This window comes from Pueribacillus theae, assembly GCF_003097615.1.
In the GTDB taxonomy this organism is placed as follows: Bacteria; Bacillota; Bacilli; order Bacillales; family UBA6769; genus Pueribacillus; species Pueribacillus theae.
The window spans coordinates 1-19,849 of record NZ_QCZG01000011.1; the positions used below are offsets into that span (position 1 = coordinate 1).

A 19,849-nucleotide genomic window follows, 5' to 3' on the forward strand; every position below is an offset into this window, starting at 1 on the left:
TTGATCGGTCAACCTTTCTGATTGATAAAGAAGGCAAGCTTGTGAAAGAATGGCGAAGTGTCAAAGTGAAGGGGCATGTGGAAGAGGCGTTGGGATATATTAAGGAAAATATAGCTTAATTAAAAAGACAATTTTATGAGTTAATTCTTTCCGTAAGGTTATTACTTACGGTTTTTTTGTGCTTGCAAAAATTAAAAGTATTTGAAAAGAAAACAACAAAAGTGTGCGAATTTAATACATAAAAAGGTTACTAAGCCTAAGAGAATTTTTCTTGATAAAAATAAAAAATAATTCGTTAAGAACGGCTCAACACCAAAATCTGTGTTTGACAAAATCTAAGCTATACGCATGTATTCCTTATTGCATTTCATTCCACGATAATTCATTGCTTATATACTTGTGGATTGCGAGTAAAGTAATACTTTCGTTGCAGCGTATTAATTTTGTTGTTTTTTCCCTCAACCGAAGCATTTGTAAAACGCAGCTGGTGATAATTCGCGATTTCTTATTTTCAGTTTTCCATCGTTTTTAAGCAAAAGTCGACAGCTGGATGTCCGTAGGGAGTGATGAATTTTTTTCAAACTTTTTTTGGCATGGGGGGCAAGCGTCTTTTGAATCTGTTTACGTATTTTTTTGAAATGCTTCCGTCACATAATGATTGACATGAAACCGATCGGCAATCCGAATGGCGTTTTTTGGGTATACTGTGCGAATAAAGGCGTGATAAGCTTTTGTCAGATCCATCATAACACCCGAAAGGATTAAGGGCTTTAAGAGAAGGACGCGAGTCATAATGAGTCATTAATTCTTCATACGTACGTCTGGGGAACAGTTGAAAAAACTACCACCTTTTAAATCATGAAGTCCTGTATTATATTTGTGCCCTTTACGGGTCGCAAAATTATCGATGCCGAGTACAAGCAGGTCACGACTGGCCGCATCTTTAAGACTTTTTTCTTGGATCCGCTCACTTTCAAGTTCCAAACCAATGTTTGTAATAACGTTCAGCTGTCTTATAAGGTACGTTTTGTTGGTCAGCAGTTGTTGAGATTGTTGGTCCACTTGCTTGACGCACGACAAACGATTCAAAACATTTCGTGTAGCGCTTTTTTGGACCGACAAAACCATATTTCTATACACGTGGCGAAACACACCTTACATTGCATACGAATAGCAGGTAGTCTTAAATACACAATCTTTCCAAAGGTAGATAGATACCTTTACTTGTTTATATGGGGTACCTATACGTTTAACGGAAGAACTGGAAAAGCAAGGGCACTTTTGTGTATAGTCAACTGGAACAACTTCAATGATGACATTCTTTTGATCCTTAGAGCTAATTGCTATGTAAAAAACATCATGTCAGATAAGGGATGAAAGGAAGTAAAAATCTTTTTACCCCGAAAATCAAGGAGTTTATCCAGATTTTAAAGGGAAATAAACAAAAGGTTGAAAATTCTACCCCGTTCAAAAAGGTATAAAAAAGGAACCTCTATGGTGTAAAATGGTAATAACCACAAAACCAAAACACCAACAAGGAAGTTCACTTGTATGGCTATTATACCACAACTTCGTTTGTTTGAATGGAATGAAATTGAACAACTTGGGGATTTGGAGCGCTTGCGTATGGTACTGGAATATCTACAGATGAAGAATTAATGGTTCAACTGGAAAAGGAACGCAGAAATGGACGTGATGATTATCCAGTGAGAGCGATGTGGAACTCGATTTTAGCAGGCATCGTTTTCCAACATGATTCACTGAGAAGATTCGTCGCGAGCTATCGCGTAACGGTCAACTGCGTGACATGTGCGGCTTTATTGGCAAAGAACCACCAGCGTGGATCTATACGCGATTCATGAAAAAATTACTGGATCATATCGATATGATTGATGCGATCTTTGACCAATTAGTTAAGGAGCTAAAAGAGATCCTACCGGACCTTGGAAAACATTTGGCCATGGATAGTAAAGCCATTTCATCTTTTGCCAAAAGGAAAATTTCAAACCAAATTTCAAACCAAAAAGAAGACGGACGTCGTGATGTCGCTGCCGACTAAAGAAAGAATATCGTGGTGTCACCACTGATGGACGTACATAGTTGTATGTTGCATATGATTAAACAAGATAGTAATCCAGTCAACTTCTGTTCATGTATTCACTTCTAGTTTGGTAACAACCAAATATATTAAACTTAAATTTCGCACTGTGAATAAATTTCTGTTGTAATTCAATTATCCACAAGGTAAATCTTTGATTATGGAAAAAATTCGTTTACAATTCACCAAATAGGTGCTTCTTTCAAGATGAAAGGGTGTGTTTTGATAACTTCCATTTCCTTGATTTGGCACACCTTTTCAATTATTTTGGTGAATTTATTAAGTTTTCAACAGGAAAATTAGGATAAATTCAACTTCAGCTAAAGATAACAGTGGGTGATTTTAATACGAATCATTTGATAATGACAGTTGTTTAAGCTAATGCAATATCAGTTCAATATTTTTACATATAGGTTCAGTTGACAATTAATAATTAATTTTAAAAAAATATTGAAGTTTAAAATTTATTCTGTTAATATTGTACCAACTGGTTGGTTTTTTTATGAAGGAGGAATAAACTTGGAAAAAAGAATTTTTATTCAAAGTAGTACAGATATTGATAAAATATCAGTCTATAAGGAGGGTATTAAAAATCATGCGCAGATGATTTTGCCAAATTATTCATTTGAAATAGGTGGTGTTAAGAAAAGTTTTCCAGCCGAATTTATGGTAAATGAGTTTTTTAATAGTAAAGAAATTCTTCGAAATATCATTCACGCTGAAAAGAATGGTTTTGATGCTATTGCCTTACATTGCTTTTTGGACCCCGTACTGGATGAGGCTAGGGAGTTAGTTAATATTCCAGTTGTTAGTATGGCAGAATCTTCAATGTTAATGTCGTTGATGTATGGTAAGAAGTTCGCAATTGTCACATATACACCCCAACTAGCAAAAAAATCTTTCCCAAATCTTATCAATAAATATGGCTTGAGACAGCATTCCATCGATACCCAATATTTTGAAGTCAGTTTGAGGGATCTGGAAAATGCCTTTTCGAATCCCGAGCCTGTTATAAATCAATTTTTAGATGCTTGTGAAAAGGCGGTAAATCAGGGAGCTGAGGTAATTTTACCAGGATGTGGTTTGCTAAATATTATATGCGTACAAAACAACATTTCAAAAGTTAAAGAGACTGGCGCTACAATCTTAGATGTTACCGGTGCTACTTTGAAAATGGCAGATGCACAAATAACATTACAACAAGTCTCTGGAACCGATATAAGTAGATGTGGCTATTATGAAAGTCCAAAAACTTTGCCAATAATAGAAGTTTAAAAGAGTAAATCGTCTTTGTACTTTAAAATCGAAAATATAATTTTAAAAATTATTAATGGATGTGATTTAAGATTGAAGAGTTCTTCTAATTATTTGCCAAGCTTTAGATTGGAAAATAAAAAGGCTTTAATCACGGGTGCCAGCAGAGGGATTGGAAAGTCTTTAGCTATAGGACTAGCTGAAGCAGGTGCTGAAGTTTATATTGTTTCACGAACATCTAAAGCTCTCCAAGAAGTGAAGGAAGAAATTTTAGGGTTTGGATTGAAAGCGATACCAATAGTAGCTGACATTACTAAACAAAAGGATATTGAACATATTTTTTCTTATATTAAAGAGTTAGATATCTTAATAAATAACGCTGGCATGAATATTCGAGCACCTGCTAGTAAAGTAACTGATGAAGAATGGGAAAAACTTATAAATACTAATTTAAAGTCAGCTTTTAAAATGGCGCAATTTGCCGGTGAAATTATGAAAAAAAAGCAACAAGGTAAAATTATTACTATTTCTTCAGTAGCTGGTCATGTTGCGTTAAATACAGGTATAGTATACGGAATAACGAAGGCAGCACTCATTCAAATGACAAAAAACTTAGCATTAGAATGGGCAAAATATAATATTCATGTTAATTCTATTGGACCTTGGTATTTCTCGACTCCCTTAACTGAAAAGTATCTTAAAGATGAAGCATATCTTCAAACCATTTTGGACCGTACACCTTTAAACCGTGTAGGAAAGTTACCAGAAGTAGTTGGACCAGCTGTTTTTCTAAGTTCTGATGCTTCTAACTATATCACTGGACAGACTATTTTCGTAGATGGAGGAATGACAATCTACGGATTTTAACATCATCATTTTATTCTTTTCCTCAGTGATTATTAAATGTAAAAGGAGTTTATTTGCCAAACAGATACCAACCAGTAGGTTTTTTTAAGAGTTTATCTATAAGACAGGGTGGGATATGATGAGACGACTTGAAGGTAAAGTAGCGTTAATAACAGGTGCTGCTATGGGTCAAGGAGAGGCAATGGCAAGATTATTTGTTAAAGAAGGCGCCAATGTTGTATTAGCTGATATGAGTGAGAAGGTAAAAGAAACCGCTGAAAAAATCACTAATGAAGAGGGGGGAGAAGCAAAATACATACAAATGGATGTTTCGAATTCTAGTGATTGGAACAAAACCGCTGAATATATAGAAAGAATGTATAGCAGACTAGATATTCTTGTTAATAATGCTGGAATTCCTGGTCGTAAGTCGATAAAAGAATTGACAGAGGATGAGTGGGTGAAAATTATGGATGTGGATGCTAAAGGTGTTTTTCTTGGAATGAAATCAACATTAGAGCTTTTGAAAAAGAGTGGACATGGTTCTATTGTTAATAACTCATCCATTTGGGCGTTAGTTGGAAGTGGAGCAGCTGCCTCATATCATGCGGCAAAAGGAGCCGTTAGAATGTTAACTAAAACCGCTGCAATTGAATTTGCTCCATTTGGTATAAGGGTAAATTGTATTCATCCCGGAATTGTAAGAACACCAATGACAGAGGTATTATTAGCCGATTCGAAGGAATCATGGCGAATTGGACCATTAGGAAGGCCAGCTGAACCATACGAAATTGCTTATGCAGTGTTATTTTTTGCATCTGATGAATCTTCTTATATAACGGGAGTTGATTTACCTGTGGATGGCGGGTATACAGCTCGTTAGAATAAAAGCTCAATAGCCATTTTTGGATTAAAGGAAAACGCCTACTTTATAGAAACAAAAAATTTATCTTAATTTACTCAATATATATAAGAAAGGAGTGGTGATATGGATTTCAACGGAGAAATAGTATTAATAACCGGAGCAGCAGGTGGCATAGGAAAGGAAACCGCACGCCTATTTCACGAACAGGGAGCAAAGTTAGTATTAGTAGATTTAGATAAGAATGCTTTAGAGAAAATCGCTTTTGAATTAAATTTAAAAGACTATCTTCTCTTTCCCGCAGATGTGAGAAATGAAGTAGATGTGAAATCTTTTGTGCAAGCTTCAGTGAGTAAATATGGAAAAATAGATGTATTTTTTAATAACGCAGGGATAGTTGGAAGGTATGGGCAAGTAACAGAAATTTCAACTGATGATTTTGAGAAAGTAATGAGTGTTAATGTAAAAGGAGTATTTTATGGACTAAAGCATGTTTTGGATGTGATGATAAAGCAAAAGTCAGGTAGTATTGTTAATACTTCTTCGATTGCTGGCTTAAAAGGATCACCAGGTCTCGCACCATATTCAGCATCAAAGCATGCGGTTATAGGGTTAACAAAAACAGCAGCTTTAGAAGTTGGAGAAGACGGTATCCGAGTTAATGCCATTTGTCCTGCTCCTGTAAATACTCAAATGATGCGCTCACTTGATGCAATTAAATATCCTAATAATCCTTTAAGGGCAAAAGAGGAATATGAAAAACGTATTCCTATTAAACGATATTCTGAACCAAATGAAATTGCAGAATTAGTTTTATTTCTATCCTCTGAGAAGGCTTCCTATATAACGGGTGGATGTTATCAAATTGATGGTGGAAGTAGTGTATAAAGGGAAAAGAAGCTTGTTTAGAAGGCCTTTCCCTTAAATTTTAAACGAAAGGGGTTTAATAAATGCAAGATAAAGTGAAATGGATTGGTAGAATCTATGTAACAATCCTCCTTCTAGTATCCATAATACCGGCCGTATTTATCATTCAATTTTTTATAGCGGTTCCGCAACTTAGAGGATTCTTTTATTTAGAACTTCTTGTACCAGTAATTGGGATCGGGGTAGGCATATATGGCTTAATTAAAACCAAAGATCAAAAAGAACCAAATTAAAAGGGAGGCGAGATATTAATGGGGGTATCGGCTTATATAGTATTTATTGGATACTTACTTTTGGTAATAGTTATTGGTTATTTAACATCAAAAGGTAGCGAAAAGCAATTTCTTGTTGCCGGTCAAAATCAACCATATTGGGTTGTAGGGGCTGGTTATGTCGCTACTTATTTAAGTGCGGCAAGCTTTCTTGCAACTCCTGGGTTAGTATACCATCAGGGATTTATGGGGAATGGCGCCTATCTAGGATCAGTGTTTGGATATATGGGAGGTCTTGCTTTATTCGGGCCAATGCTTCGTAGGTTCGGTAAAGTAACAATTCCGGATTTTCTAGGAGACAGATATGATAGTAATGTAGTCCGTGCACTTTCTGCTTGTTTGATATTCGTAGGATATTTCTTGTATATCAGTGTAGAAATAATCGGCATAGCCTTCCTGTTTGAATTAATGTTTGGGGTTTCTTATTTAACAGCTATTTTCATAGCGATGGCAGTAATTTTAATATATACAGTTTTGGGCGGTATGATGGCTACTGCGTTTACTGATGTTTTTCAGCACTTTTTCACATGGATTTCTGCCGTCATTGTTGGTACTGCTGCAATGATTAATGTTGGAGGGGTATCAGGTCTTGTAAATAAAATTACAGAATTGCATCCTGATTTTTTGACTATATCCAATGGGACAGGAGATGCAACATTAATATGGGGATTATTTTTCACATGGGTAATTGGTACTCTTGCAAGAGCAGATACTATTAGCCGTGCCTATTTGGCAAAAAGTGAAAGAGAGGTATATAAGGCAGTTTTATTTGCTACCCCATTTATTTGGATATGTACATTCTTTTTCTTACTTGTTGGATTAATGGGGGCAGTTTTATTCCCGGGATTAGACGGTACACAGGCTGAACAAGTTTATTTAATAATGGCCGATAAGGTTGTATTCCCTATTTTTACTGGGCTAGCATTTGCGGGTTTTTTAGCATCTGCACAATCGACAACCAGTGGTCAACTAATGGTTTCGGCACTGGCGGTTGGCAGGGATATTTATGGAAGATTAGTGGGACCTCTTTTGAAAAAGCGACCTATTGATGATAAAGAGGTTGTAAGAGTTACAAGACTTGCTATTCTAGTAATGTCAGTATTATCATTTTTATTTGCTGCTTTTAGGTTTACGTGGATGCTTGATATCATAACAGTGTCAATGGCTATAATGGGACCAGCGTTTCTAGTTACATGGTTAGGCGGTTTTTTCTGGAAAAGAGCCACCAGAGCTGGAGCTATTGCTGCAATGGTAGTAGGTTCTGTAACAGCATCTTATACCCAGATCACTGATTTTAGTATTGAAGCAGTCCCATGGCTAGTTGCCCCACTGTTCTCACTAATCATTACAGTCATTGCTTTTATTGTTGTATCAATGATTAGCTCACCTTCAGAAAAGTCACTTCAAGTATACAAACAATTAAGAAGACCAAATACAAATAAAATAGGGACAAAAAGTGACGTAGGTGCATAGGGAATAAAATAAATAGAGCATTATATCAGATTTCTTTAATAAAGTTGTTTAATAATATACTGTTAGAAAGGGAATACTATTATGAGATTACAGGATAAAGTAGCAATTATTACAGGTGCTGCTTCCGGAATCGGGCAAGCAACTGCCCAGAGGTTCAGTGAAGAAGGTGCAATTGTTATTATAGCAGATTTACCTAATTCAAATGGTGAAGAAGTAGCTTGGACCATTCAAGATGCTGGAGGTAGGGCTCAATTTATTCCCACAGATGTGACGAGGTCAGAACAAATAAGCGAATTAGTTGATAATACGGTAAAAAATTTTAATAAAATCGACATTATGTATAATAATGCCGGTATAGCTATGCCAATTTCATCTATTGAAGACATTAGTGAAGATCATTATGAAAGAATGATGGATATTAACATGAAAGGTATATTTTTAGGAACAAAAGCTGTTGTTCCTTATATGAAGGAAGCTAAACAAGGGGTTATATTATCAACAGGTTCCACTTCTGCATTACGCCCAAGAGCTGGATTAAATATATATTGTGCGTCAAAAGGTGCCGTAGTTGCATTTATGAAATCAATGGCATTGGAACTCGCTCCCCATGGAATACGGGTAAACAGCATTAATCCAGTCGCGACAAATACCCCTATGGTTGATGAAGAACAAAGAAAGAAGTTTATTGGTACTATCCCACTAGGTCGCCTTGCAAAACCAACTGATATGGCCAACACCGCTTTATTCCTAGCTTCTGATGAAGCAGCAATGATTACAGGTGTAGATCTCGAGGTTGATGGGGGACGCTGTGTTTAATGGGGAAAACACTGTTCAATAGATCTTAAAATAAAAAGCATGAGAGAAGAAGTTATACAATTTCTTCTCTCGCTTTTTTAATTTTTGTTAAATCTCGTAAAAATGAGGTAGATCGTTCTGCCTTTTTGCCTTTTTCAGAAGATCATGAAAGGAAATTAAATCGCCCTTTTAATCAATATTGTTTATTGAACATAACTTAACTTAAGAATCAAAATACGCAGAAGCAAGGCATTTTTAGTGAATTTCCACGCAACAATCATTAGTAAAAAATTTTACTTTAACTTGACGTTAACTATACCAACTGGTATGTTATTTTTGACGATGATTTTCGCCTAGGAGGTTATAGGATGGTTTCAGAAAAAAAAATAAACTTGATTAACTCTGCTGTACATTTATTTGAAAAACAGGGATATATGCAAACATCGGTTCAAGACATAGTGGAACATGCTAATGTCACGAAAGGGAGTTTCTATTATTACTTTGATTCAAAGGAGGATTTACTTTATTTAATACATGATGAATTTATTGAATACGAATTAAAAAAAGTAACTGAGATTACAGAACTTCCAAATTTAAGTTGTACAGAAAAATTAAAAAGAATGATAGAAGCCACGTGGAAAAGTATTGCTTTATACAAAGAAAAAGTAACCATATATCTACTCGAGAGAAGATTCATTACTGCTGAAAAAAATAAATTAATTAAACAGAAGAGAGATAAATTTGAGGACTGTTTTGTTAATATATTAAAGGAAGGAATAAAATCTGGGGAATTCGATCCTACTATAAACCCTAAGTTAATCGCGTTTTCAATATTGGGTATGTCAGGGTGGGGAATACATTGGTATCGTCAAGATGGAGAATTATCCATTGAGGAAATCGCAAAAATTCATCAAAATATGATTTTAAAAGGAATTAGTATATAGTGTAAAGCACCGGATATGAATAAGTCCGATGCTCTACCTAACTTTTAATTAAATCAACCACTAAATTGCCTTATGTAATGTTTTTCGGATAACATTTGACCATAATATTCAATTGTCCTTTTTGAACAGTCTCCTTCCTTTGATTATAAACCGTTACTTCGCGAAATATTATTCCCCTTTCTTTTGTCGAAGTTAATCTTTTGTTTAATATTTTCATTTCAAAGTGTATTGTATCTCCAATTAATATAGGTTTTAAAAACATCCAATTTTCAATACCTAAAAAAGCTAATGCTGTTCCTGTAAATATTCCTAAACGATCCATTAACCCCGTCATAACAGAAAATCCAAGTGCTCCATGTGCAATTCTAGTTTCAAAAGGAGTATTTTTTGCAAATTCCTCATCAGTGTGTAGTGGGTTAAAATCACCTGATAATCCAGTGAATTGTACTACATCAGATTCAGTAATAGTTCTTGAAACACTCGTAAAAGATTGGCCAATCTCGAAATCTTCATAATATAATCCCATATATATCTATACCTCTGAACTTTTAGCTTTTTTATTTTCTAACAACTTAAAAGCCATTTGTTTTAATTTAAAATTTTGAACTTTTCCTGTTGTAGTTGTTGGAAACTCGTCCACAATAAATATATATCTAGGAACTTTAAAACTAGCAATTTTTGTTTTACAGTAAGAAATTAATTCTTCTTCATTTATTTTGTTTTTATTTACTTGTAACTGTACAAAAGATGCGCATACCTCTGTCAATCTCTCATCAGGTACTGCTATTGTACATGCTTTAAAGACAGCCGGATGGCTTATTAAAACAGCATCTACTTCAATTGGATCTACATTTTCTCCACCAACTCTGATAATATCTTTTATACGACCTGAGAGATGTAGATAACCTAACTCATCAATATAACCTTTATCCCCTGTATATAGCCATCCATCTTCAGTTAAAACTTCTTTTGTTTCTATAGGTTTATTATAGTAACCAAGCATAACAGAGTGACCCTTTACACATATTTCTCCTGAATTTCCATTACTTAGGGTTTGCTTAGTATAAGGGTCTACAATTTTTATTGAAATGCCTGGTAAAGGATAACCGTTTTTTGAAATAATAGTATCGTCAGAGTCGTCTAAAAATGTTAAACTAGTTACTCCCGTTGATTCTGTCATACCGTATGAATTAACTACTTTGAAATCATTTTTTTTAACTACCTTTTCCAATATTCCCTTTGTTCCGGAGCACATTGCTACCCTTATTGATTTAATAGATTTTTGATTAAAATTGGGATCATTCATAATATCTAAATACATAGAATCAAATCCATACAAAATGCTAACTTTTTCTTCTTTAATTAATTTTATTACCTTTCCTGATTCAAATGCCTCCATAAGAACAATACATGCTCCTCTAGTACAAGCTGCAGTCAACCCGACTTGACTAGCATAAACGTGAAATAGAGGTAGGAACAATAAAATTTTATCAGAACTCTTCATTTGAAGGCGTTCGGCAACATTGTTCATATTAATTATCATTTTATGGGAATGCATTACGCCTTTAGGAAATCCAGTTGTCCCAGATGTATAATAAATAGCAAATAAATCTTCAGGACTTACTTCCGATTCTCTTTTACGTAGTTCATCGTTGCTAATTTGTTTTCCTCTATCGATAAGATCTTTAAAACTAATAGTACTAGTAGATAAAAAACCAACTGAAATCACTTTTCGTAGTCTAGGTAACTTTTCAGCTTTTAATTGACCCGGAATGCTATGTTCTAGCTCGGGGGTAATCCCCTTTAATATCTCATAATAATTTGCATTCCGATATGAATTTCCAAGAACTAATAGGGAAGAATCTGACTGTTTAAGAACGTATTCTAGATCATTTGAACGAAACCTCGTATTGATAGGAACAATAACAGCGCCAATCTTAGCTATTGCATAATAGAAGAAAAACCATTCTGGAGAATTATTTAGCCATAAAGCAACTTTATCTCCTTTCTGTACACCATAGGAAAGTAATCCTTTCGCTAATAAATCAGTAATGTTGTTCAAGTTTAAATACGTATAAGATTTCTCATTATATATAATTGCTTTTGAGTCTCCCCAAGTACTCGAAGCACTATTTAAAAGATCACCGAATGTTTTGTCTAAAGTAATCGTTTCCATTTTTCCTCCTCATAAAAATCTTAAAGTCTATTTTTAATTAATACGTGGATGTACCAAAATGACAATACCATTAAAATATAAAATAAAGGTTTACTGTCGAAAGGAAATCCAACAGTGTCAAAAATAATTACCTCTTTCTGGATGGATGAAGTTTAACGATTCCCTCCTTTTAAATTAAATTGCTTTATAACGACAACCAAACCAATACCAACCAGTAGGTATTATTGTATCTTTTGAACATGTTATTGTCAATTCAATATCGATAAATTTAAAAATATTCTATATTATTTTATCAAATCATTGACAATAATGTTAATTAGATAATATAATACCAACTAGTAGGTATTTTATTTTAAAATTTAATATCGTGAATGTTCCAAAAAAAGTTTGAAAGGAGTAAAAAATGTTGTTACAACAAAGCCAAGATTTATTTAAAAATGTCATGGGTAATTATCCCACTGGGGTAACGATTTTAACTACAATTAATAGCATTGGAAAGCCAGTGGGATTAACAGTAAATTCTTTTGCCTCAGTTTCTTTGAATCCGCAGTTAATATTATGGTCTATTGACCATAAAGCTGATTCTTTAGAATCCTTTACGAAAGGAAATTACTTTGCTGTTCATATGCTAGCTGGAGATCAGCAAGAATTATGTAACACATTCGCCAGAAAAAAAATTGATCGTTTTAAGGAATGTCATTGGACAATATCTGAGAATAATCTTCCAATAATTGAGGATGTATTTGCTGTTTTGCAATGTAAAAAGTTTAAATGTATTGAAGCTGGAGATCATACTATTTTAGTTGGTGAAGTTATAGATATTGAAGTAAAAGATAAGGAACCTGCGTTATATCATAGAAGACAATTTGGTCCTATACCATCGGAATTTTATTCTGTAACACAGAAATAATCTTAATGTCAAGGACACTCATAAAAAACTATTGTGAAAAGGTGATACAGTATGCTAAATGCCGCAAAGAATACTAATTTGCCGGATTTACTTTTTGTACATTACTGTAACAGGGAATTTGGAATCAATCGTGGTATTTATAATACAATTGATTTATGGTTTTACGAGAAAGGTCACACCAATATTAAAGAAAGGCGAAAAAAAATATTATCATTTTTAAAGTTTGTTTATTCACAAACAAATAAAAACGATAAAATTATATTTGGTAATGGTGGTTTAAAATCGAAGTTAGTTGATTACTCGAATAATAGCGTTATAAACAAAAGTAAGGTAGTGTCGTAACAGATATATACCGACCGGTAGGTATATATCTGTTACAAAATAATTGAAATATTTCAAGGAGGAATCTTTAATGGAGTTTGGAGTTATGAATTTATTTCCTTATAAAAAAGGTAATAGTGAAAAGCAAATCATCGACGAAGCTATTGAAGAACTTACTTATGCTGAAGAATTGGGATTTGATTCTGTTTGGATAGCAGAACATCACTTTTCTGAATATGGGCTTATAGGTAACCCATTAATGCTCGCTGCACACTTGGCTGCTAAAACAAAAAAAATAAGAATTGGGACTGCTGTGACAATTTTACCCTTTTATAATCCTATCCGTTTAGCTGAAGATGCTGCTTTAGTGGATATTATGAGTGGAGGCCGTTTGGATTTAGGGGTTGGGCGCGGATATCAACCCTCCGAATTTGAGGGTTTTAAAATAGACCCGAATGAATCAAGGGAAAGATTTAATGAAACCGTTGAAATTTTAACACAAGCTTGGACACAAGGCGAAGTAAATTTTAAAGGAAAACATTATCATTATGAAAATGTTAAAATCCATCCTAAACCAAATCAGCAACCCCATGTACCAATACATTTCGCATCTGTTAGTACTAAGACTTTTGAAATTATGGCCGAAGAAGGAAGACATATTCTGACTTCTCCAAACTTTACGCCGATGGATATTATTAAAAGAAATTTTGACACGTATAAAAATGTTCTAATTAAAAACGGATATAATCCAACAGATTATAAATTTCCTTTGATGCAACAAGTCCATGTTGCACCTACGTCTCAAGATGCAAAAATTACAGCAGTACAAAATTCAAAACAATATTATGATTTATTAGCTACATTACTTCCTGGTTCTGGAAGTAAAGAAGCTGTAGATGAATACAAGTTTTATGAAAAGGTCCAGGAATCAACAGCTAATTTAACTTTAGAGGAAATCGAGAAAAATGGTGGATGCTTTGGTTCGACTCAAGAGGTTATTGAAAGAATAAAATATTTGGAGGAAGAAGCCGGTGTGAATCAGTTTATTGGATGGTTTAATTTTGGGCAAATGGGGCACAAGAAAACAATGGAAACCATGGAACTGTTTGCTAAAGAAGTGATACCAGCTTTTAAAAAAACCCATAGTATGTAATAAAACTAAAAGGAATAGGTGTTAAACTATTCCTTTTTTAAAACTCTTTTAAAATTTATACTTAGTTAAAGGATGTGTAGCTCACATGAAAATTTTGGGTGTTAGTGGAACGATCACTGGCTCAAAAACAAAAATTGTTGTTGAAAGAGCTTTAGATTATGTTAAGAAAATTGATCAAAATATAGAAGTTGAACTATTGGATTTGAAAACATATAATTTACAATTTTGTGATGGTCGAGATCCAAAGAGTTATACTGGGGATACAAAGAAGGTCATTGATATGGTAGCAGGCGCTGACTTTTACATTATCGGTACACCGGTTTTTCATGGAACCATGCCAGGCACACTCAAGAATCTTTTTGATTTAATCCCAGTTGAAACGCTAAAAGACAAAGTAATCGGCTTTATTGCTGTTGGCGGGAATCTTAAACATTATCTTATGATTGAAAATCAACTAAAACCAATCGCGGGTTATCTTAGAGCATTTGTTGCCCCAAATTATGTCTTTGTTCATAATGATGACTTTAGAAACTCCAAAATTATAAATGAGGATATATTAACGCAAATTTTCAATCTTTCCAAAGAAGTCATTATGTTGCAAAAGGGAATCAAAACTAACTTTGTAAAAGAAAACATTTATTAATGATTTTTATTGCTTGAATTGATTTCATAATAACTCTTTTTAAAAAAAGTGTAGATCTTACCTTAATCAAACTTTGCTTTTTTTAAAATTATGCAGCCAGTTGTTGTTCTGTCTCTAACTGTTTTCGAATACGATCTGCAGCTAATCTTGATGCATTATAAACGTGTGTTACGAAATCAAAATGAAGTTTCGCTTTCTAAATTGTACGATGGCAAACATTGTTTAATCGGAAAAACTCTTTTAAATAAGCATTTATTTGGAGCAAAGTTCTCATCAAAACTTTCGATTTCCTTTTCATTACGCTTATTATAGGCAATGGTGGTATGAGCGCCTAACTTTTGGAGGTGCTGGACAGGCATTGGAGCTGCTGCAGATCATATTTGAAAAAAAGTTGATTAGAACACTAAATTGGATGGAATTGTTAAATTGTACCTGAGTAAAAGTATTCAAATAAATAACAAAACGGCAGTGATTTCGCTGCCGTTTTAAAATTGTTCCGGCATAAATATCCAAAAAATAAGAATTCAGGTTAATTAATTTCCGAAAAAATCAGTCAATTTTGTTCACTTATTGTTACAATTTTCCTATAATGAATAAAAGAGAGGAGGAGATGTTGTCAAATAATAGGGTGATATTGTAAATTATTTAGGAAAAAAGTTTTAATTTATCAGTTGTTTGATAAGTCTTTAGGTTTATTTTTTGGGAAGGGTGAATTAGTACAATGAAAGCCAGAAGTGGGATGGCTTGAAGGACTGTGAGGGAAGCTCCCAGGTGGAATAGTCTTTGGGGAGACACACCTGGGATCCATTAAAAGTTGGGTATACCAACTTATTGTTAGTATACCTTTTTTATTTGAATATGAAAATAACGACATACAAGGAAAAGGGGGATGACAGTGAGAATCCATGGTGAATATATCATGACATCAGATACGATGGCGCTTGTACCACATTTAAATCAATACGGCGAACTTTGGTCGTTTGGGATGGAATTGAATCGAACGATATTGATAAGAAAAAATCCGAAAACAATACTAAATGACAGCTGCAAATTTTTTGGTTCGAGTTATGAAGGAAGAGTGGATGGAACAAAAGCTATTATGAATAGAGGTAAAATGTATCCAATTGCGATTTGTGTACCGCTTGATATGTACATGTTTCCCCTTGTGTCGCCTAATAATTACACCTGTGTATGGTTATCTTACGTACATATCCGAGATATTGACGCATATCAAACTCATCATGCAAAAATCACGTTTATGAATGAACAACAATTAATTGTTACTAAAAGTAAAAAGTTAGTCGAATCGAAAAAATTCCGTACTGGGGAATTGCGTCATCAGTTGAAGGTACGATCAAATTTCGATGTCGTTGCTGAATCACCATTAATTTATCAACTGCCGCAAATTGAAACCGATTTATGGAATTTAGTTCTTGATGAAAAGAAGGGAACGTATGAAGTTTACAGAAGATAAAAAATGCTAATAACAAGAAGTCAGGAAAAGCAATCAAGCGATATGCTTCCTGACTTCTTACATGTGTCTATTCATTTTTCTTGTTTTCGTTATTAGATGGACTTACTCCCATATTTTCTCGATCAATCCCATGCACATCAGGTTCATCCGCAAATTCCGTAGTTATAGTATCATTATTTCTTATCGTTCGATCGTCTTTATTTTCATCATCGAAAACCTGATTTTTCATGTACTGATGGAAGAACCATTCTCCGACAGCAATGATAAGTGCTGACAGGAGAGCGGCAGTCACAATCGGCATTGGTTCGTCAATGATAGCGAAGCCAATGAGCCAGATCATAATGAAAGAAAGTCCAAAGTCTGCGATTGTTGCAACTATGTTATTGAATGAGCGTAAAATCAGCAAATCGCCAATCGCATAAGAGGCTAGCGTTAGAATGACTGAAATCGTTAAAATTTCTCCAAAGTCAGCACCATATAATAAGCCGAGTACAATCCATAATACCGCAGTACACATAATAAATTTCATGATTAGTGCTTTTACATGATCCATTAATTTCACCTCCTTGCTTTTATGTTTATCTTTTATCGGGTATTTATTCCGCTTAACATGAAACTTTTTTAGAGCTGCAAGTGTCTTATGGAAAAGAAGAGAAAACAGGTGATGAAATGAAGAATTCGTTGAGAATAACCGCATTTTTTTTCTTACTGATAATGTTTACTGCATGCAGCAACAGCTCTGAGAAATCAGCTGAAGATCATGCGGGGCTGATGAGGAACGAAATCCATTCAGTGGAAGTTGATGAGGATCGTGCAGAAATTGCTCAGACAGAAGAAAGTAAAGAAGCCACGGATGTTCCAATGAAAGGTAAGCGTAAAATAATTTACACTGCACACATGGATATTGTCGTACCTGACTATAATGAATCCGAGAAAAAAATTAGCGAAATCGTAGAAAAGGAAAAAGGCTATATTGTGAATTCACACGTCAATCAGGGGGAACATAATGAGAAAAGTGGCAGTATCACTGTCAGGATTCCACAGGGATCGTTCCAATCATTCCTAGACAGTGTAGAAAAAATCAGTACTGAAGTAACGGATCAGTCGGTAGACGGGGAAGATGTGACAGAGGAATATGTCGATTTAGAGGCTCGTTTAAAGGCAAAAATGAGTGTCAAAAAAAGACTAGAAACATTTATGGAGCAAGCGGAAACAACAAAGGATCTTCTCGCGGTTTCGGAACAGATGGGGAAAGTGCAGGAAGAGATCGAACAAATTGAAGGCAGATTGAACTATCTTAAAAACCAAAGTGATTATTCAACAGTTACGGTATCCATTACTGAGAAAAGTATAAAAGTTGGCGAACTGGGTTCTAAAGATTTGAACACATGGACGCGCTCCAAACAATTATTTGTAACGACAATTCATTTCATTTTCACAGGTGTTTCAGGAGCTGTTGTTTTCTTACTAGGCCTTTCACCAATTTTAGTGCCAATTGCTATAATTGTTGTTGGTTTATACTTGTATATAAGACGTAAAAAAAGAAACGAAAAAGCAAGCAGGGATTAAGCCTTGCTTGCTTTGTTTACGGCTTCAATGATTGAGGGGATTTCATTTAATGATTGAATTTCATAGTCAGGAATAATGTCATCGCTACGTGTGAGGTTGTTGCGGTTAATCCAGACCGAAGTAATGCCGGCTTGATTTGCCCCGAGAATATCGGTTGTTAATTTATCACCGACCATGATGGCCTCATTGTTTGCGACGCCAAGCTTTTCAAGCGCGTGTTGGAAAAGGCCTTTATCCGGTTTTCCGCGCCCGAAGCTGCCTGAAATAATAATGTGATCAAAGTAAGGAGATAATTCGGGTACACCTCTTAGTTTTTCATTTTGTAAATCAGGTGAGCCATTTGTAAGCAGGAGCAACTTATAGTTGTCGTTTAAAGAATCAAGGATGGCATACGTTTCATCATAAACATATTTTTTTTGTCGGCGAATTTTAGGGAACAATTCCCCTAGTTTTGCTCCGAGCTCCTTATCGTCGATTCCCAACGCTTTTAAGCCATTTGTCCAGGCATCTTTACGATAAGCTGGAACGACTTGGTTAAGTTTGCGGAAATCATCAGTATCATCTAGGAAATTACCCCATAGTCCTTCAAAAGGATTGATCCCGATCATTTTTGTAAACTCAAATGTTTCATAAGTTGAGTATAGTTCTCTAGCTTCTTTTTTTACTGATTCCTCCAGTTTTTTTGGATCGAGCTCATACTTTTTTGCAGCAGCTGCGCACGTTTCCTCAAAAGCTTCGTTAATACTTCGATCATCCCATAAAAGCGTATCGTCTAAATCAAACATTACAGCTTTAATCATTTGTTTTATTCCCTGCTTTCATCCGTACTTATCCCTCTCTATTCTAGCACTTTATTTAAGAGAGTGTGAATTCAATAATTTTCAGAAAATAACATCTTGTTACAAAGTTGTAATCTAACAAAAACATTGCTGTTATATAAATTTAGTAACATAGTTAGCAACTGGAAATAGAGAAAAAACATAGAAGAACAAGCTTTTTGGAGGGGTTTTTTATGTTACATATAAATGGAAAAGGGTTAATTAAGAAAATTACAATTTCAGCAACTCTAGCAGGGGCGTTTACTTTTGCATCGTACATAGGGGACTTTGAATTTAATCATAACATCGCTTCAGCAAGCCAAATGAATACAAATCAAATATTAAAAGTTGGGTCTCGCGGGGGAGACGTCAAAAATTTACAATCAAAATTAAAAGTAAAAGCCGATGGCATATATGGTCCTGCGACAAAAAATGCCGTCATGAAATTTCAACGAAGTAAGAAGTTATCAGTTGACGGAATCGCAGGGCCACAAACGCTTCGTGCATTGAATGGTTCGAAAGCATCCGCAACAAACGCGTCCAAACAAACGAAAGCGGTTAAAAGTTCTACTTTATTACGTAATGGAAGCAGGGGGCAAGCTGTCAAAAATTTGCAGTCGAAGTTAAAAAACCTTAACTATTTACATTCAAAAGTTGACGGCATTTACGGATCAGGTACAGCTAATGCAGTACGTGCATTTCAGCGTGCAAATGGCTTGGCGGCTGACGGCATAGCAGGTCCACAGACTCTTAGAGCACTCAATAATGGGAAAGCTGCCAAAAAATCACAAAGCAAAAGCAGTGGCAGCACGGCAAAAGCTTCAAATCTTGTCTCAACAGCAAAGTCGGTTATTGGGTCAAAATATAAGTATGGCGGAACAACGCCTTCCGGTTTTGATTGCAGCGGATTTTTAAACTACGTATACAAAAAGAACGGCGTAAAGGTTCCCCGTACCGTAAGCCAAATCCGTGCTTCTTCAAAGCGTGTCAGCAGCCCTAAAGCTGGAGATGTTGTCTTTTTCAACACTACAGGTAAAGGTCCATCTCATGCAGGCATTTACTTAGGCAACAATCAATTTATCCATTCTGGTTCTTCGACTGGTGTAACGATTTCCAGCTTGAACAACAGCTACTGGAAACCACGTTATATCGGAGCCGGCAGCGTATTATAATAGAATAAAAAGATTTGAAACACCTTCCATCTAAAGCATAAGCTGGAAGGTGTTTTTTCCGTTTGGCCAACATTTTTGTATCTAAGGAGGGCATAAGGCCAAATGTCCGCTTGTTTTACAGGCTGACCATTATCTCAGTCTC

At 34.9% G+C, this 19,849-nt stretch carries 22 protein-coding genes and 2 pseudogenes; 16 read left to right on the forward strand and 8 right to left on the reverse strand.

Annotated features, from left to right (window positions below; translation table 11 throughout):
- Positions 1-119, forward strand: a pseudogene (locus DCC39_RS19390) (peroxiredoxin); the annotation flags it as partial.
- 263 nt (positions 120-382) lie between these two features.
- On the opposite strand, the gene DCC39_RS19795 reads toward DCC39_RS19390, so the two are convergent.
- The 3 genes from DCC39_RS19795 to DCC39_RS19800 all read right to left on the reverse strand — a co-directional run bounded on the left by DCC39_RS19795 (position 383) and on the right by DCC39_RS19800 (position 1,075).
- Positions 383-502 (reverse strand): transposase, encoded by a 120-nt coding sequence (locus DCC39_RS19795; RefSeq protein ID WP_116554252.1) that lies wholly within the window; start codon positions 500-502, stop codon positions 383-385.
- A 119-nt stretch (positions 503-621) separates the two neighbouring features.
- Positions 622-744: a transposase gene (locus tag DCC39_RS06885; RefSeq protein WP_165820793.1), complete on the reverse strand. Its 123-nt coding sequence runs from the start codon at positions 742-744 to the stop codon at positions 622-624.
- 229 nt (positions 745-973) lie between these two features.
- Positions 974-1,075, reverse strand: coding sequence for a hypothetical protein (locus tag DCC39_RS19800; protein ID WP_116554161.1), 102 nt, complete (start codon positions 1,073-1,075; stop codon positions 974-976).
- A gap of 783 nt (positions 1,076-1,858) precedes the next feature.
- On the opposite strand from DCC39_RS19800, the gene DCC39_RS19270 reads away from it, so the two are divergent.
- The 9 genes from DCC39_RS19270 (at position 1,859) to DCC39_RS06935 (ending at position 9,471) form a co-directional block, all read left to right on the forward strand.
- Complete coding sequence (locus tag DCC39_RS19270) at positions 1,859-2,059, forward strand: hypothetical protein (protein WP_205948475.1); 201 nt, start codon at positions 1,859-1,861, stop codon at positions 2,057-2,059.
- A gap of 558 nt (positions 2,060-2,617) precedes the next feature.
- On the forward strand, positions 2,618-3,373 hold the full coding sequence (locus DCC39_RS06900; protein WP_116554162.1) for an aspartate/glutamate racemase family protein: 756 nt from the start codon (positions 2,618-2,620) through the stop codon (positions 3,371-3,373).
- A gap of 72 nt (positions 3,374-3,445) precedes the next feature.
- Positions 3,446-4,219: an SDR family NAD(P)-dependent oxidoreductase gene (locus tag DCC39_RS06905; protein ID WP_116554253.1), complete on the forward strand. Its 774-nt coding sequence runs from the start codon at positions 3,446-3,448 to the stop codon at positions 4,217-4,219.
- A gap of 118 nt (positions 4,220-4,337) precedes the next feature.
- Positions 4,338-5,081 (forward strand): SDR family NAD(P)-dependent oxidoreductase, encoded by a 744-nt coding sequence (locus DCC39_RS06910; RefSeq protein WP_116554163.1) that lies wholly within the window; start codon positions 4,338-4,340, stop codon positions 5,079-5,081.
- Between the two features lie 105 nt (positions 5,082-5,186).
- Positions 5,187-5,948 carry an SDR family NAD(P)-dependent oxidoreductase gene (locus tag DCC39_RS06915; protein ID WP_116554164.1) on the forward strand — a complete coding sequence of 254 codons (762 nt, stop codon included), beginning with the start codon at positions 5,187-5,189 and terminating at the stop codon, positions 5,946-5,948.
- Positions 5,949-6,010: 62 nt separating this feature from the next.
- Complete coding sequence (locus tag DCC39_RS06920) at positions 6,011-6,220, forward strand: hypothetical protein (RefSeq protein WP_116554165.1); 210 nt, start codon at positions 6,011-6,013, stop codon at positions 6,218-6,220.
- A gap of 18 nt (positions 6,221-6,238) precedes the next feature.
- Entirely contained in the window at positions 6,239-7,732 is a 1,494-nt protein-coding gene (locus tag DCC39_RS06925) for a sodium:solute symporter family protein (RefSeq protein ID WP_116554166.1), read from the forward strand.
- Positions 7,733-7,813: 81 nt separating this feature from the next.
- Positions 7,814-8,548 carry an SDR family oxidoreductase gene (locus DCC39_RS06930; protein ID WP_116554167.1) on the forward strand — a complete coding sequence of 245 codons (735 nt, stop codon included), beginning with the start codon at positions 7,814-7,816 and terminating at the stop codon, positions 8,546-8,548.
- 347 nt (positions 8,549-8,895) lie between these two features.
- The gene (locus tag DCC39_RS06935) at positions 8,896-9,471 is read left to right on the forward strand and encodes a TetR/AcrR family transcriptional regulator (protein WP_116554168.1); all 576 of its coding nucleotides are present in this window, start codon (positions 8,896-8,898) and stop codon (positions 9,469-9,471) included.
- A gap of 70 nt (positions 9,472-9,541) precedes the next feature.
- Here the strand turns inward: DCC39_RS06935 and DCC39_RS06940 are convergent, their stop codons facing one another.
- Both DCC39_RS06940 and DCC39_RS06945 read right to left on the reverse strand, forming a co-directional pair.
- The gene (locus tag DCC39_RS06940) at positions 9,542-9,997 is read right to left on the reverse strand and encodes a MaoC/PaaZ C-terminal domain-containing protein (RefSeq protein WP_116554169.1); all 456 of its coding nucleotides are present in this window, start codon (positions 9,995-9,997) and stop codon (positions 9,542-9,544) included.
- A gap of 6 nt (positions 9,998-10,003) precedes the next feature.
- On the reverse strand, positions 10,004-11,647 hold the full coding sequence (locus DCC39_RS06945) for an AMP-binding protein (RefSeq protein ID WP_116554170.1): 1,644 nt from the start codon (positions 11,645-11,647) through the stop codon (positions 10,004-10,006).
- Positions 11,648-12,050: 403 nt separating this feature from the next.
- On the opposite strand from DCC39_RS06945, the gene DCC39_RS06950 reads away from it, so the two are divergent.
- From DCC39_RS06950 to DCC39_RS06965, 3 genes are all read left to right on the forward strand, one after another.
- Positions 12,051-12,557 carry a flavin reductase family protein gene (locus DCC39_RS06950; RefSeq protein WP_116554171.1) on the forward strand — a complete coding sequence of 169 codons (507 nt, stop codon included), beginning with the start codon at positions 12,051-12,053 and terminating at the stop codon, positions 12,555-12,557.
- 412 nt (positions 12,558-12,969) lie between these two features.
- Positions 12,970-14,031 carry an LLM class flavin-dependent oxidoreductase gene (locus DCC39_RS06960; protein ID WP_116554173.1) on the forward strand — a complete coding sequence of 354 codons (1,062 nt, stop codon included), beginning with the start codon at positions 12,970-12,972 and terminating at the stop codon, positions 14,029-14,031.
- Between the two features lie 85 nt (positions 14,032-14,116).
- On the forward strand, positions 14,117-14,674 hold the full coding sequence (locus DCC39_RS06965) for an NADPH-dependent FMN reductase (protein WP_116554174.1): 558 nt from the start codon (positions 14,117-14,119) through the stop codon (positions 14,672-14,674).
- Positions 14,675-14,762: 88 nt separating this feature from the next.
- Here DCC39_RS06965 and DCC39_RS19945 read toward each other — a convergent pair.
- Positions 14,763-14,933 (reverse strand): annotated as a pseudogene (locus DCC39_RS19945) (IS5/IS1182 family transposase); the annotation flags it as partial.
- Positions 14,934-15,569: 636 nt separating this feature from the next.
- On the opposite strand from DCC39_RS19945, the gene DCC39_RS06970 reads away from it, so the two are divergent.
- Positions 15,570-16,148, forward strand: a complete 579-nt coding sequence (locus tag DCC39_RS06970) for a competence protein ComK (RefSeq protein ID WP_165820794.1) — start codon at positions 15,570-15,572, stop codon at positions 16,146-16,148.
- Positions 16,149-16,215: 67 nt separating this feature from the next.
- Here DCC39_RS06970 and DCC39_RS06975 read toward each other — a convergent pair whose 3' ends face one another.
- Positions 16,216-16,701: a YndM family protein gene (locus DCC39_RS06975; RefSeq protein WP_165820795.1), complete on the reverse strand. Its 486-nt coding sequence runs from the start codon at positions 16,699-16,701 to the stop codon at positions 16,216-16,218.
- An 80-nt stretch (positions 16,702-16,781) separates the two neighbouring features.
- Between DCC39_RS06975 and DCC39_RS06980 the strand changes: the two genes are divergently transcribed.
- Positions 16,782-17,717, forward strand: a complete 936-nt coding sequence (locus DCC39_RS06980; protein ID WP_205948476.1) for a DUF4349 domain-containing protein — start codon at positions 16,782-16,784, stop codon at positions 17,715-17,717.
- Here DCC39_RS06980 and DCC39_RS06985 read toward each other — a convergent pair.
- Complete coding sequence (locus tag DCC39_RS06985) at positions 17,714-18,517, reverse strand: HAD family hydrolase (protein WP_116554178.1); 804 nt, start codon at positions 18,515-18,517, stop codon at positions 17,714-17,716. The genes DCC39_RS06980 and DCC39_RS06985 overlap by 4 nt on opposite strands.
- Before the next feature lie 212 nt (positions 18,518-18,729).
- Between DCC39_RS06985 and DCC39_RS06990 the strand changes: the two genes are divergently transcribed.
- A complete protein-coding gene (locus DCC39_RS06990) occupies positions 18,730-19,707 on the forward strand; it encodes a C40 family peptidase (RefSeq protein ID WP_116554179.1) in 978 nt (325 codons plus the stop codon).
- Positions 19,708-19,849 lie beyond the last annotated feature (142 nt).